General features: G+C 62.3%; 14 protein-coding genes. 6 read left to right on the top strand and 8 right to left on the bottom strand.

All coding sequences use genetic code 11. The annotated features are described in order from the left end of the window. Positions 1 to 42: 42 nt before the first annotated feature. Complete coding sequence (locus H559_RS0107055; protein WP_028452124.1) at positions 43 to 2,493, top strand: DUF1631 family protein; 2,451 nt, start codon at positions 43 to 45, stop codon at positions 2,491 to 2,493. Positions 2,494 to 2,633: 140 nt separating this feature from the next. On the opposite strand, the gene H559_RS0107050 is transcribed toward H559_RS0107055, so the two are convergent. Continuing rightward, entirely contained in the window at positions 2,634 to 3,161 is a 528-nt protein-coding gene (locus H559_RS0107050; RefSeq protein ID WP_051279043.1) for a lipocalin family protein, read from the bottom strand. Positions 3,162 to 3,232: 71 nt separating this feature from the next. Between H559_RS0107050 and H559_RS0107045 the strand changes: the two genes are divergently transcribed. From H559_RS0107045 to H559_RS0107035, 3 genes are all read left to right on the top strand, one after another. Continuing rightward, positions 3,233 to 4,531, top strand: a complete 1,299-nt coding sequence (locus H559_RS0107045) for an aminodeoxychorismate synthase component I (RefSeq protein ID WP_051279111.1) — start codon at positions 3,233 to 3,235, stop codon at positions 4,529 to 4,531. Continuing rightward, positions 4,528 to 5,355, top strand: coding sequence for an aminodeoxychorismate lyase (pabC, locus tag H559_RS0107040; protein ID WP_028452121.1), 828 nt, complete (start codon positions 4,528 to 4,530; stop codon positions 5,353 to 5,355). The genes H559_RS0107045 and pabC overlap by 4 nt, the downstream gene beginning before the upstream one ends. Positions 5,356 to 5,439: 84 nt before the next feature. Further along, positions 5,440 to 6,339, top strand: coding sequence for an ankyrin repeat domain-containing protein (locus H559_RS0107035; protein ID WP_028452120.1), 900 nt, complete (start codon positions 5,440 to 5,442; stop codon positions 6,337 to 6,339). Between the two features lie 67 nt (positions 6,340 to 6,406). Here the strand turns inward: H559_RS0107035 and prmB are convergent, their stop codons facing one another. After that, on the bottom strand, positions 6,407 to 7,315 hold the full coding sequence (gene prmB, locus H559_RS0107030) for a 50S ribosomal protein L3 N(5)-glutamine methyltransferase (RefSeq protein ID WP_028452119.1): 909 nt from the start codon (positions 7,313 to 7,315) through the stop codon (positions 6,407 to 6,409). A gap of 180 nt (positions 7,316 to 7,495) precedes the next feature. Between prmB and H559_RS0107025 the strand changes: the two genes are divergently transcribed. Then, entirely contained in the window at positions 7,496 to 8,950 is a 1,455-nt protein-coding gene (locus H559_RS0107025; RefSeq protein ID WP_028452118.1) for a DEAD/DEAH box helicase, read from the top strand. Between the two features lie 57 nt (positions 8,951 to 9,007). On the opposite strand, the gene H559_RS0107020 is transcribed toward H559_RS0107025, so the two are convergent. Next, a complete protein-coding gene (locus H559_RS0107020; protein ID WP_028452117.1) occupies positions 9,008 to 9,352 on the bottom strand; it encodes a hypothetical protein in 345 nt (114 codons plus the stop codon). Positions 9,353 to 9,431: 79 nt separating this feature from the next. After that, positions 9,432 to 9,749: a DUF2322 family protein gene (locus tag H559_RS0107015; protein ID WP_034640118.1), complete on the bottom strand. Its 318-nt coding sequence runs from the start codon at positions 9,747 to 9,749 to the stop codon at positions 9,432 to 9,434. A gap of 119 nt (positions 9,750 to 9,868) precedes the next feature. On the opposite strand from H559_RS0107015, the gene H559_RS0107010 reads away from it, so the two are divergent. Further along, complete coding sequence (locus tag H559_RS0107010; protein WP_028452115.1) at positions 9,869 to 10,345, top strand: EF-hand domain-containing protein; 477 nt, start codon at positions 9,869 to 9,871, stop codon at positions 10,343 to 10,345. Between the two features lie 7 nt (positions 10,346 to 10,352). Here H559_RS0107010 and H559_RS19305 read toward each other — a convergent pair whose 3' ends face one another. From H559_RS19305 to hscA, 4 genes are all read right to left on the bottom strand, one after another. Then, positions 10,353 to 11,363 carry an HD-GYP domain-containing protein gene (locus H559_RS19305; protein WP_051279040.1) on the bottom strand — a complete coding sequence of 337 codons (1,011 nt, stop codon included), beginning with the start codon at positions 11,361 to 11,363 and terminating at the stop codon, positions 10,353 to 10,355. Between the two features lie 59 nt (positions 11,364 to 11,422). Next, positions 11,423 to 11,617, bottom strand: a complete 195-nt coding sequence (gene iscX, locus H559_RS0107000) for a Fe-S cluster assembly protein IscX (protein WP_028452114.1) — start codon at positions 11,615 to 11,617, stop codon at positions 11,423 to 11,425. Between the two features lie 72 nt (positions 11,618 to 11,689). Next, positions 11,690 to 12,028 carry an ISC system 2Fe-2S type ferredoxin gene (gene fdx, locus H559_RS0106995; RefSeq protein WP_028452113.1) on the bottom strand — a complete coding sequence of 113 codons (339 nt, stop codon included), beginning with the start codon at positions 12,026 to 12,028 and terminating at the stop codon, positions 11,690 to 11,692. Positions 12,029 to 12,101: 73 nt separating this feature from the next. Then, positions 12,102 to 13,958, bottom strand: a complete 1,857-nt coding sequence (hscA, locus tag H559_RS0106990; RefSeq protein WP_028452112.1) for a Fe-S protein assembly chaperone HscA — start codon at positions 13,956 to 13,958, stop codon at positions 12,102 to 12,104. Positions 13,959 to 14,182 lie beyond the last annotated feature (224 nt).

Genomic DNA, 14,182 nt, shown 5'->3' with positions numbered 1-14,182 from the left:
AATACGCGGCTTTGCCAATCCTTTTCCCTATCTCGAGTTACCATGGACAGGAACGAACTGCTCACCGCAACCCGGACTGCGTTCTTGCGGGCGTTCAATGTGGCCGTACACGGCCTGACCGGGCGTACGGCGGAAACGCTGTTCGGCATGGCTGATCACGCCCGCAATCTGACCGAGCAGCGCGACCTGCTGGATATCCGCGTTGTGCTGATGTCGCGCGAGCATGAAATCCAGGAATCCCTGATTTCCTCGATGGAGCGTTTGCTCAACCGCAGCTACCAGACGGCCTATGCGTCCTTCCGGCCTTCCTTTTCCTCGGCGTTCAGCAGCCAGTCGCTGTCGCTGGTCGATGCCTCGGTCTTTGATGGCGAGTTGCGCATCGACGAAATCACCACCCGCATGCGCAACATGGCCGAAGAGCAGCTGCGCGACCTCAATATCCGCATGGCGGTGCTGTTCGACCAGGACAATATCAACGAGCGGGAAAATCCGTTCCGCCCCTACCTGATTTCACGCTGCCTGAGTCTTGCCGTCGAGCACCTCGGGCTGACGCCCACACAGCACGATCTGCTGACCGCCGTGATGGCGGGTGAGCTGATGAGCAAGGTCAGCGGTATTTACGAAGAGCTGAACCAGTTGCTGGCGAGCAAGGGCATTGCTGCGCAATTGCAGTTGCGGGTACGCCAGTTGCCTGGGCACATGCCGACTGCAACGCAGGCCAGCGAGGCCGTGAGCGCTGGCAGCGCAGCGGCTGACATGCATCCGGGCAGCGTGGGGCAACCGCATGCGGTTGATGTTGCACCTGCGCAGGCAGCAGGGCCGCAACGGCTGAACCGCCTGCTTGAGCTGGTGCGTGCCCAGGCTGGTGGTATCGAGCCGGCGGGAGGCATGCCGGCTGCAGCACCGCAGGCATGGTCAGGCATGGATGCCATGATGAATGCGCCGGCAGCACCCGGCCATTCCGGATCGCAGCACGGTGGCTGGCTTGCCAGCGTGCAGGGAATCGGCCACGCCGTCAGGCAGCTGTTCAGCGGCCATGGCGGCGCCGGCCGCGCCGGCGAGCCCATGACGGCCTCATTGACGCAATCGATCGATACCCTGCAGCAGGCCAGCATTGCCGGACAAGAGCCCCTGCTTGATGCGCAGGGGCAGGTGCGCAACCTGATCCTGGAAATGCGCCCGCAGCTCAGCGAGGCGACCGAAGACATCAACGAGCAGATGATCATCGACATCGTCGGGATGCTGTTCGAGTTCATTCTGCGCGATGGTCAGGTGCCGGCCGAAATCCGCGCCCAGCTCGGGCGGCTGCAGTTGCTGGTGCTGAAATCCGCCTTGCAGAATCCGGCACTCTTCTCGCAGAAACACCATCCGGCCCGTCTGCTGGTCAACCGCATCGGTTCGATTGCCCAAGGCCTGCAGCAGCTGGATCCCAACGCCGAGCGCATCACCGCCGAAATTCGCCGCATCATCGAGGCGCTGCTGACGGAAGACGAAGAGGATGTGGCGCTGTTTGCGCGCATGCTGGACGAGCTTGACGCCTTCATCGCCCGTGAGCTGCGTGCCGGGGATGACAAGGTCGATCGCGCCGCCCGGGCCATGGAGCATGCCGAAGGCCGCACGCTGCGCTATGCGCGTGTCAGCGCACAGTCGGCCGAGGCGCTGGCCGCCTTTACGCTGGACGCCCAGTTGCGTGATTTCTTCGTCAACACCTGGGCCTATGCGATCGAACATGCCGAGCGTGACGATGCCGTTACTGCCTTGCGCTATCGCATGCTGGTGCCGGAGCTGCTGTGGAGCATCGCTCCCAAGACGGATCGGGCCGAGCGGCAGGAGCTGCTGACGATGATTCCGTCACTGCTGGCCACGCTGACCGAAGGCTTGCAGCATACGCCGTGGACTGTTGCACAGAGGCAGGCCTTCCAGAGCTGGCTGGTTGATGCGCATCGGCACGCCCTGCGTATCACCAGCAGCAACGTGCAGGTGCCCAGCGTGGCCGAGCTGCGCGCCCGCTTTACCGATTTCATCGGCCAGACCGCCGAAGAGGTCGACAGCAGCAATCTGGTGACGCTGGACGCGGTCAATCCCGTGCTGCTGGAGGAGGCCATTGGCGAAATTGCCGTCGAACTCAGGCAGATCGACCGCCTGGTCGAGGAGAGCGCTGCGCGCAGTGATGTCGCGCGGAATGATGCGCCCGCGCCGGAGGAAGACAGTGTTGCGCAGATGATGGCCAGCCTGCGCGCAGGCGTCACCATCGAAATCAATCTGGTTGGCCAGCCGGTCAAGGCCAAGCTGTGCTGGATGAGCCCGACCGAATCCAGCATGGTTCTCACGCTCGATGGCGAGGCGGCTCCCAGCCTGCTCAGTGTTTCCGTGTTCCGCCGCATGCTGGCCAATGGGCGCCTGCGCCTGCTGGAAGACGCGCCGCTCTTCGAGCGGGCTATTGCCTCGCTGCTGAATACGGCCGATGCCATGGATGCGCAGCATCCGCAGTAGTGCTTGCCGGGTATTGATCTGTAGCCATTTAATATAAATGGCTTTGGCTTGATACCCTTATTGGTATTCGCCGTGGCAGTCCGGTGGTCATCCTGAGCAGACTGTGGTAGCACAGCCTGCCCCCGTTTTACGACGCAGTGTCAGGGCGCGGTGGACTGCGGCGTATAGCGCAGTTTTTCCAGGGTGTAGCCCTGTGCCCTGGCGCTCGCGAGGGCCGCATCCAGCGCTGGCTGTGGCAGTTGCGGGTTGCGGCTCAGTATCCAGAGGTACTCGCGCTCCGGGTGGCCGACCACGGCCCACTGGTAATCCGGGTCGAGGCCGATGATCCAGTAATCGCCATAGAAGGGCCAGAAAAAGGTCACCCGCAAGCGGGCATTGCCGCTGTTGGGCTCGACTTTCGCGCGCCCGCTGGCGCTGTCGAATTCGCCGCTCGCGGTCTTGCAGCGGTTCACGACACTGATCTGCCCATCGTCGCGCAGGCTGTACTGTGCCGTAGTCTCCCCGACACAATGCGCCTGAAAGCGCATCGGAAAGGCGGCAATTTCGTACCAGTGCCCGAGATAGCGCTGCAAGTCGACGGCTGGCACCGTCTGCACACCGGCGGCGTGTGCGGGCAGGTACAGCAGTACTGTCGTCAGAAACAGGGGGGCAAGCAGGCGGAGCAGCATGGCGGAGTTCCTCGGATGGCACGGGCTTGAACTTGGGCTGTTCGGGCCATTTTCAAGCTAGAATGCGCGCCATGTCTACCGAGATTCATACCCGCAGCGGTCCGCCCGGGCTCGACCTGATGGCGCTGGCCGCCCGTGATCCTGCGCATTTCCCCGCGCTTCTGCAATCGGCGCGCGACAGCGGCTGGGACATGCTGTTCGCGCTGCCGCAGGAGCTGCGCCTCTACGCTTGCCACGAAGGGGCGCAGTTCGTTGCCGACCTCGCGGCCTTGCCGCAAATGCCCCTGCCCGGATGTGGCCTGCCGTTTCATGGTGGCTGGCTGGTCTATGCCGCTTACGAACTGCTGGAAACCTTCGAGCCGAGCGTGCCTGCGCGTGTCGGCGATGCGGCCCCGCTGGCCGCGCTGATTCGCTGCCCGGCTGCCGTACTGGTCGAGCGCGCCAGCGGCGCCGTGACGCTGCTGGCTGAGACGCCCGCGCAACTCGACGAGCTGCAGGCCTTGCTGGATGGTGCGCCTGCCTGGCTGCCGCAGGCCCTGCAGGTTGCTCAGATCACGGAAGATGATCCGGCCGCCTTTCTGGCCGGGGTGGCGCGCTGCAAGCAGTACATTTACGACGGCGATGTCTTCCAGGTGAACCTCTCCAGGGGCTGGGATGTAGCGCTGGCCGCCGGTGCGGCGTGCGACGTGTTTGCCGCCTTGCGCCAGGCCAATCCGGCACCGTTTTCAGCGTTGCTGGATCTGGGGAGCGTGCAGATTGTCAGCTCGTCGCCTGAGCGTCTGGTCAGTGTGCGTGTTGGCGTGGTGCAGACCCGGCCGATTGCCGGCACGCACCCGCGCTCGACCGATCCGGTCGAGGACGCGCGGCTCAAGCAGCAACTGATCGATACGCCCAAGGAACGTGCCGAGCACATCATGCTCGTCGATCTCGAGCGCAACGATCTCGGCCGGATTGCGGTGCCGGGAACGGTGCATGTCGATGAATTGATGGCCGTGGAAACCTATGCCTTCGTGCACCACATCGAATCGAACATTCGCGCGCAACTGCGCGCGGGCATGACGGCGGCCGATGTGCTGCGTGCGCTGTTTCCCGGCGGCACCATCACCGGCTGTCCCAAGGTGCGCTGCATGCAGATCATTCGCGAGCTGGAGGACCGCCCGCGCGCGGCCTATACCGGCAGCCTCGGCTACATCAACCGGGATGGTTCGCTCGATCTGAATATCCTGATCCGCACCTTCCTGATGCAGGATGACCGGCTTTACTTCCGTGCCGGTGCGGGCATCGTTGCCGACTCGGATGCCGAACGCGAGCTGACCGAGACCCGGCACAAGGCGCGCGGACTCCTGCGCGCGCTGGGAGTCGCCGGATGAGGCTCGTCAACGGCCAGCCCACCGATCATCTGAATCTGACTGATCGGACTATTCAGTTTGGCGATGGCGTGTTTCGTACGCTGCAGGTGCAAGATGGCCGCGTGCCATTCTGGTCGCGGCACCATGCAAAGCTGGCAGCGGATTGCGCCGCACTGGGCATCGCCTGCCCCAGCGAGGAAGTGCTGCTGGCGGACCTTCATCGGCTGGGAGTCGAGAATGCGGTGGTGAAAATCATCGTCAGCCGGGGGGAATCGGCGCGTGGCTATGCTGTACCGGCGGATATCCTGCCAACACGAATGGTACTGGCCGCACCCTTGCCCGCTTACCCGTCAGCGCTGCGGGATGAAGGCGTCGTGATTCGCGTGTGCGACACCTGCGCCAGCTGGCAGCCGGCGCTGGCGGGTATCAAGCACCTCAATCGCCTGGAAAATGTGCTGGCACGGCGTGAGTGGAGTGATCCGGCCATTTTCGAGGGGCTGCTGCTGGATCGCGACGGGCTGGTGGTCGAAGGTGTGTTCAGCAATGTGCTGATTCTGCGTGGTGGGCAGGTGCTGACCCCGACGCTGGCGGCGAGTGGCGTTGCCGGCGTGATGCGGGGTATTGTCATGGAGCTCTTTGCTGAAAAGGGCTATACGGTAATACCCAGTGATTTTCTGCTGGCGGAGTTGCTGGAGGCCGAGCAGGTCTGGTTGTGCAACAGCCTTTTCGGCCTGCTGCCAGTGCGGATGCTTGGAGAACGGAACTGGCAGATTCTGCCGCTGAACGGGGCTCTGCAGCAGACCCTGGCAGACCGGTGTTGTCAGGAAAGTCTGTCATTGCGCTGAACCGCCAGACGGAATACTGCGCAACTTGCACTGTGCTTGCTGCGTTCTAGACTGAAACATCACCAGTCAAGGATGGCAAAGGTCATGAACGAGAACTTGCTGCACAAGCTGGGGGGCGACGAGACCCAATACCCGCACGCCTTGGCCGAACACTACCCGCGCATCGTTGAGCGGATCGTGACGCTGTGGGGGACGCCGGATGTCATGGTCTACCTCAACGGTTTGCTGTTTGACCAGCGCGGCGGGCGAGAAGGATTTCCCGAGGCGGTCGCCAAGGATCTGTTCCATCTGCATGCGTGGATCAAGTCTCACATGACTGAATCGATGCGTCTGCAGGCTGCCGGAGCGTTGTCCCATTTTGATGATGTGTGGGAAACCGCCGAGATGTTGCAGGGCGAGAAACGCAGCAATGAAAGCCTGCTGACACCGGAAACGCTGCATGAAGCCGCACAGCGCGCTGATCTGGATTCCATCCGCAAGCATCTTGATGCCGGTCTGACCATCAATATTCCTTCCGGAATTGGCGGAGCAACGGCCCTGCATGGCGCTGCCGAGTATGGTCATGCTCAGTGTGTTGAAGCGATTCTGCGTCTGGGCGGGCAGGTGGATGCGGCAGACAGCCAGGGGCGCACACCGCTGCATCTGGCCGCACAGTCTGGTAGTGCGGATACGCTGGAGTTGCTGATCAATGCGGGTGCCGATGTCAATGCCGCCGACAAGAAGGGGCTGACGCCCTGCCATCTTGCCGTGCAGGGAGGCAAGATGCGCTCGGTGGTGCGCCTTCTGGAAGCTGGCGCGGATATCCAGCGCCAGGATGCGCGGCAGGATACCGCGCTGCATATGGCCGTGACGTCCAAGCAGGCGCGGATGGTCGAGCTGCTGCTGAGTTATGGCGCTGACCGCACCATTGTCAACTGGGCAGGGCATACCCCGCTGGAGCTGGCGCTGATGAGTTCGGATACCCGCTTGCCTGCGCTGTTCTGAGCTGGCTGCAGGCAGCAAAAAAGGAGCCGCCAGGCTCCTTTTTTGTGTGCTTGGGGTGCACTGCCGGTCAGTAGCCGGCCTCAAGCAGCATTTCCCGCGTGAGCAGGAATACAAAGCCGTCGCCTGACTCCGTGTCGAGCCAGACAAACGGCAGTTCGGGGAAATTGGCTTCCAGTTCATCGCGGTTGTGGCCGATTTCGACGACGAGGACACCAAAGGGATTCAGGTGCGCACTGGCCTCCGCCAGAATGCGGCGTGTGATGTCCAGTCCGTCTTCACCGCTGCCGAGCGCCATTTCCGGCTCGTGCCGATATTCGTCCGGCAACTCGTCCATGCTGTGCGCGTCGACATAGGGCGGATTGGAAATGATCAGGTCATACATTTCGCCTTCCAGCGGGCCGAAGAGGTCGCCGTCAAGCAGGTCAATCCGCTCGCCGAGATGGTAGTCCACAACATTCAGTTCGGCGACATCGAGGGCATCCGGGCTAAGGTCGACCGCATCCACCTGCGCATCAGGGAAGTGTTCTGCCAGCAGGATGGCGAGGCAGCCTGAGCCGGTGCACAGGTCGAGCGCGCGATGGACCAGCTCCGGATGTTCGATCCAGGGGTCGAGTCCGCCCTTATTCAGGATTTCGGCGATGAAGGAACGGGGCACGATCACGCGTTCGTCAACATAGAAGCGGTATTCGCCCAGAAAGGCTTCTCTGGTCAGGTAGGCGGCCGGCTTGCGGGTTTCAGCTCGGGCCTGCAGCACGGCCAGAACCTGCTCGAGTTCGCCTGGCAGCAGTTTGGCATCGTAGACCGCCTCCAGCCGGTCCAGCGGCAGCTTCAGCGTGGCAAGAATAAGGTAGGCAGCCTCGTCCCAGGCATTGTCGGTGCCGTGGCCGTAGAACAGCTCGGCGGCGCGGAAGCGGCTGACTGCAAAGCGGTGCAGGTCACGGATGGTGGTGAGGGTGGTTCTGGCCTGGTCGAACATGGAGCCTCCTGGACAAGACTTTGAATGGCATGAATGGGCGTCAGTTTAGTGTGTATCCTGGGCTCAGGCTATGGATTTCTGGCCTTTTCCCTGCTGCCGGCCGGCAGTGTCAGGTAGGCAGGGGAGGGCGCTTGGTGTAGAATGAGCTGCTTATTTTTTGCACACTGGAGTAACAAAAGGATGACATTTGCAGCGCTCGGCCTGGCGCCGGAATTGCTCAAGGCCGTAAGCGAACAGGGATACGAGAATCCGACTCCGATTCAGGCTGCCGCGATTCCCGTTGTGCTGGCAGGCCAGGATGTGCTTGGTGCCGCGCAAACAGGCACAGGCAAGACCGCCGCATTTACCCTGCCGATTCTGCAACGCCTTTTGAAGCACGCCAGCAGCAGTGTTTCACCAGCCAAGCACCCGATCCGTGCGCTGGTGCTCACGCCGACCCGCGAGCTGGCTGACCAGGTGCACGACAGTGTCACCACCTACGCCAAGTACAGCAAACTGCGCAATCACGTGGTCTATGGCGGGGTAGACATCAAGGGCCAGATTCCCGCGCTGCGCTCCGGAGTGGAAATTCTGGTCGCAACGCCTGGCCGTCTGCTGGATCATATCGAGCAGAAATCGGTCAATCTTTCCCAGGTCGAAATTCTGGTTCTGGACGAAGCCGACCGCATGCTCGACATGGGCTTCATTCTCGATATCCGCCGCATCTTCAACCTGTGCACCGCCCGCAAGCAGACCCTGCTGTTCTCGGCAACCTTTGCCCCGGAAATCAAGAAACTGGCCGACGATTTCATGAGTTCGCCACAGCTCATCCAGGTCGAGCGGCAGAATTCCACCAATGAATCGGTGAAGCAGGAACTGCATCCGGTTGAAAGCTACCGCAAGAAAGCCCTGCTGGCGCATCTGATCCGTCTGCACGAGATGGAGCAGGTGATTGTCTTTACCCGCACCAAGCAGAACGCCGACCAGCTTAGCCGTGACCTGAAGCGGGACGGCTTTGCCGTCGAGGCCATTCATGGTGACCGCGAGCAGCGTGCCCGCATGGAAACGCTGGCCGGATTCAAGGAAGGCCGCGTGAAAGTGCTGGTGGCGACCGATGTTGCCGCGCGCGGGCTCGATATTTCCGATCTTCCGTTTGTGGTGAATTTCGAGCTGCCGAACAATCCGGAAGATTACGTGCATCGCATTGGTCGTACCGGCCGTGCCGGCGCGACAGGCGTTGCCATTTCGCTGGTGGCACCGGAAGAGGAAAAAGCCTTCGAGCAGATCAGGAAGCTGATCAAGAAAGACCTTGCCCTCATTCCGGTTCCGGGCTTCTCGCCGGGTACCGAGCAATTGGGCACGCCGCGCCGCGATGATTTCGCTGCGCGCACAGACCGAGGCAGCAGTCGCGGTGAACGTGCAGGCCGTGATGCACGCACCGACAGGCCGCGCTCCGAGCGTGATGGTCAGCGCCGCGATGCATATGCCGAACGCGCGCCCCGGCGTGATCGCGATATCGATCCGATGGCCGGTGTCGTTTTTCCAACCAATCTGCCTCCGCTGCCAGCCCGTCCGCAGCAGCAGATTGCCGCCCTGTTCCTGCCGCCGAAAGCCAGACCGCCGGTGGTGGCAGTCGAGACCGGCTCCGAGGAGTAAGACAGAAAAGCCCGCGCAGTACGCGGGCTTTTTCATGGCAAACGGCTTTTAGCGGAACTACTGGAATAGCCCCAGAAAGCCGAGGATCAGAACCACCAGTGCGGTGCTGGTCGCCAGCCCGATGGCCGCATTGACGGCAAAAAGGCCGCGCCAGAAGGGGGATTCAATGCGGCGGTATTCGCCGCTGCGGGTCAGTGCCCAGATGTCGCCGACGTAGGCCATGGCCATGTCCTGGTCGACCCAGAAGGTCGAACTCAGTGTCTTGTTCAGCATCAGGCCGTAATTGCGTTCGATGTAGTCATACAGGATTCGTGAAATGGCCAGCAGCAGGAAAAAACCGGCAAAAGCCGTGACAACGCAGGCCGGCAGGATTACATCATCGAAAAAGCCGTAGGCGGCCATGGCGCATACTCCGGGAAGAACATGACTTCATCATGATGGCAAAAAGTCCGGCCGGTTTGTCATTCCTTGCTGTGTGCGATCAGGCAGACGGCAGCAGCCGCACCGCAAACGGGCGCTCGGCCTCGACAGCAAACAGGCGGTCGATATTCGGATGCTTGCCCGGGTTCGTGCGCGCATCGTCGGTGTGCTCGGCATAGAGCCGCAGGCCCTTGTCGGCCGCAACCGTATTGATGCAGCCGAATTCCTGATACAGCGCATGATAGACCCGCAGGCTGCCAGCCTGTCCGGGTTTGTTTTCCATGCGGGCAATCAGGGTATCGCCGTGCAGCAGCTCCAGCGCAGCGAGGTGGTCAATGGTGGGCAGGGCCGCCAGATTTTCGGCAAAGGTATTGGTCATGCTTGAGCCTCTCGAGAGCAAAGAGCCGCGAGGATAGCGCAGATTGTGTCAACCGGGCAGAGGTGCGGGCGTTAATCACACATGCTGGCCGGCACTTTTCTTATCCCTGGAGAATCATCATGAAAATCTTCATGACCGCAGTTATTTCCGTGGCCGTTTCGGCCGTTGCCTTGGCAGTGCCCGCACCTGTTGTATCCGGCCCCTGTGCCCGCCCGATGGCAATGCAGGGCGATTTGAACCGCGCAGATGCCGGCCGGCTGGCCGGCGAACACTTCGACCTGATGGATGCCGACCACAATGGTGTCTTGACGGTCGCCGAGCGTCAGGCCAGGCGTGACGCAATGAAGGCGCAGTGCCCGCGTGCGGGCAAGCAGCAAGCCAGTGGCCCGAAGGGCGATGGTCGGGGGCCGCGGATGCAGGCCGACATCAGCAAGGCTGATTTCGTTCAGCGCGCCGAACAGATGTTCGATCGCATGGATGCCGACAGGAACGGCGTCGTGACGCAAGCCGAACGCAAGAGCTGGCAGCAGCAGAAGCGGGCCGCGCACCAGCAGCGGCGAGGCGGCGGAGCCCCGGTTGACGAGCCGCTCTGGTAAGCGTGCTTCAGGCGCTGGCAGTGCTTGCTGCGGCCGGCGCCGGCTCCGGCAGGCGTGCATCCGGCCCCCAGACGCGGGTGAGGCTGATCGGTCCCGGTGCGCTTTGCAGGTCGAGGACTTCCTGAATGCTGTATTCAAGCTGGAAGCTGTCACGCAGCAGCAGCGGCTTCACCGCGCGGCCGGCGGCATCGAAGAGTACGATCAGCAGCGGGGTTTCCAGTGAACGCCCCGCGCTTTGCACCATGCAGATTTCACCGGTAAGCAGCTTGACTAGCGCGCCCGGTGGATAGGGGCCCAGTGTCTGCGTGAATATGCGGCCCAGCTTGCCATCCACCGATTTGGCCGAGCTGTTCAGCGCCGAAATGAGCGCCGCATCGGCCTGCTGGCCCCGGCGCCAGGCATTTTTCGACAGCATGGCACAGTAGCGATCCGCCAGGCCGATCAGGCGGGCTTCGAACAGCACGGCATCGCCGGTGAGCTGCTGCGGATAGCCGCTGCCATCGGGGGCTTCATGGTGCTGCAGTACGCATTCCAGCCAGGCCGCGTCGGCGACGCCAAGCTCGCGCAACAGGTCGCGCCCGTTGATCGGGTGCTGCTGGATCAGCTGGCGCTGTGCCTCGGTCAGGGCCGTGCTTTGCTGCGACAGCTCCTTCTGCAGCTGGTGCATGGCGATGTTCATCGTCAGTGCAGCGGCAACGACAGGGAGGCGCTCGTTGTCGCGCCAGCCGAGCGCTTTGAGTACCTGCTCGACCAGTACGGCGACATTGCAGGCATGGCGGCTGGGGTAATCGCCTTCCTGACAGACGAGGATGCTGGCTAGCGCCAGATCGGCATTTTCGCCGCAAGCCTCCTGGATGCTGTGGACGCACTGGCGAATCAGCTGAGGCAGCGTTTCCGCAAAAGAATGCGGATTGTCCAGCATCTCGCCCAGCAGGCCACGCAATCCGAGCAGGCGCGCCAGCGGGGTGAGGCGGTTGCCGGCGTACTCACCGGCCGTGGCGGAGTGGGAGGAGGGCATGGGCACCTTTCTTCTGCATTACCATACGCTAATATTCGCTGGCAGCAGTTTAAGGTGTTTTAGTCGGCTTCGTCCATCCATGCCAGTTGAATGGCTTCCAGAATCCGCTCGCCGCAATGTTTCGGGTCGTCATTGAAGCCATCCAGCTCCAGTACCCACTGCATCAGTTCGACGAAATGCAGGGTTTTCGGATCCACATCGGGAAACTTGTCGGCCAGTGCAATGGCAATTTCCCGGCTATCGGTCCATTTCATCACAATCTCCTTGGGTATTTCGTTGCAGCCTTTTTGAAAAAAGGGCTGCAGATTCATACCTGTCAATGTATCTCAGTGGTGTTCACGTGCGTGATTGATGGTGTATTTCGGCAGCTCGACGACCAGCTCGGTTTCGCCGACGATGGCCTGGCACGAGAGTCGCGAGCAGCTTTCCAGCCCCCAGGCCTTGTCGAGCTGGTCTTCCTCCAGCTCGTCCGCTTCGGCAAGGCTGTCGAAGCCTTCACGGACCAGAACGTGGCAGGTGGTGCAGGCACAGGATTTCTCGCAGGCGTGCTCGATTTCGATGTCGTTTTCCAGCAGGGCATCGCAGATGCTGGTGCCGGGTTCGGCGTCGATGACTGCGCCATCCGGGCACAGTGTGGCGTGGGGCAGGACAACTATCTGGGTCATGATCGTTTCTCTGGATTTGTCTGTGCCATGAGTTCAGTCACGGCAAAAGGGACTCATCGGCCGCATGGGGTATTCAAAGCTCGGCAATTTTCTGCCCGGCGAGGCCACGGCGTACCGCCGCGTCCATGCGGCGGGCGGCGAAGTCGCTGCTGGCCTGGTTCAGTGCTTCGGCGGCGATGCGGATGGCATCGGCATCGTCGGCGCTGCACAGCTCGCGCAGATTCGCCATGCTGGCACGGATGGCAGCCTGCTCGGCAGCCGAGATCAGGTCTGCGTCGGTGGCCAGTGCCACATCCAGTGCATTGAGCAGGCTTTCCGCCTCGACCCGCGCTTCGCCCAGCTTGCGCAGGCGCAGGTCGTCCTGGGCGTGCTGCATCGAATCCTGCAGCATGCGGGCCACCTCGTCATCCGAGAGGCCATACGAGGGCTTCACGGCGATGCTGGCTTCGATGCCGGTCGACTGCTCGCGTGCCGATACCGACAGCAGGCCGTCTGCATCGACCTGGAACGTGACGCGGATGCGCGCCGCGCCCGCCACCATGGCCGGAATGCCGCGCAACTCGAAGCGTGCGAGGCTGCGACAGTCGGAGACCAGTTCGCGCTCGCCCTGCAGCACGTGGATCGCCATCGCGGTCTGGCCGTCCTTGAAGGTGGTGAATTCCTGCGCACGCGCGGTCGGAATGGTCGAATTGCGCGGGATGACCTTCTCGACCAGCCCGCCCATGGTTTCCAGACCCAGCGACAGCGGAATCACATCCAGCAGCAGCCAGTCGTCATCGCCCTTGTTGCCCGCGAGCACATTGGCCTGCATCGCCGCACCGAGCGCGACGACCTTGTCCGGGTCGAGGTTGGTCAGCGGCTCCTGGCCGAACAGGTCAGCAACCGCGCGGCGCACATGCGGCATGCGGGTTGCGCCACCGACCAGCACGACACCCTTGATGTCGCCGGTAGTGAGCCTTGCATCGCGCAGCGCTTTTTTTACCGGCAGGAGGGTCTTCTGCACCAGATGTGCGGTGAGCTGCTGGAAATCGTGCGCGGTGAGCTGCTGGTCAATCACCTGGCCATCGGACAGCACGGCAGTGATGCGCGTGCTGTCGTGCTCGGTCAGTGCCTCCTTGGCTTCGCGCGCGCGCGTGAGCAGCAGACGCTGGTCCTGCGCCGACGGCGTCATCAGCCCGGCCTGCTCCAGCACCCAGCAATACAGGCGGTGGTCGAAATCGTCACCGCCAAGCTGGGCATCGCCCGAAGTGGCGCGCACTTCGAACACGCCACGCGAGAGCTCGAGCACCGACACGTCAAAGGTGCCGCCGCCCAGGTCGTAAACGACATACGTGCCTTCCGCGCCGTTATCCAGCCCGTAGGCAATGGCGGCGGCGGTCGGTTCGTTGAGCAGCCGCAGCACATTGAGTCCGGCGAGCCTGGCGGCATCCTTGGTCGCCTGACGCTGCGCGTCGTCGAAATAGGCGGGGACGGTAATCACCGCGCCAACGAGGTCGCCGCCAAGGCTGCTTTCCGCACGGGATTTGAGGCTTTTCAGGATTTCGGCCGAGACTTCCACCGGACTCTTCACGCCGGCGCGGGTCACGAGCTTGAGCATGCCTGGTTCATCGACAAAGCGGTACGGGGTCGCCAGCTCGCCAATGTCGGTGACACCACGGCCCATGAAACGCTTTACCGAAACAATGGTGTTGGCCGGATCTTCATTCTGGCGCAGCTGCGCCGCGCAACCGACGAGGATGTCGCCAGTCTTGCCGTAATGCACGACGCTGGGCAGCAGGCTCCTGCCATCCTCATCGCGCAGGCAGGTGGCGCTGCCGCTTTTGACCGTGGCAACCAGCGAGTTGGTGGTGCCCAGATCGATACCCACCGCCAGGCGGTGCTGGTGCGGTGCGGCGGAAAGGCCGGGTTCGGAAATTTGCAACAAAGCCATTGGCTTCAGTCCTGTGTGCTTGGCTTGAATTCTAATCGTCAATCACGGGTATTGTGCTGTGGCCCTTTGTTTTGAAGGGCTGTGGCGCAATCGGCGTGCGGGTATGTCGTGACTCAGGATTGGAATCCACACTATGAATCGTGAAAAACCGGTTTCACAACCGGCAACCAGTGCCGCCTGACCGGGCTTTCCCTGTTTTCCGGCGGCGCCAGAAAACAGGGGGC

The organism is Chitinilyticum aquatile DSM 21506, assembly GCF_000430805.1.
In the GTDB taxonomy this organism is placed as follows: domain Bacteria; phylum Pseudomonadota; class Gammaproteobacteria; order Burkholderiales; family Chitinibacteraceae; genus Chitinilyticum; species Chitinilyticum aquatile.
Note: the sequence above shows the minus strand (reverse complement) of the source record. Positions and strands in the feature narration are given on the sequence as shown.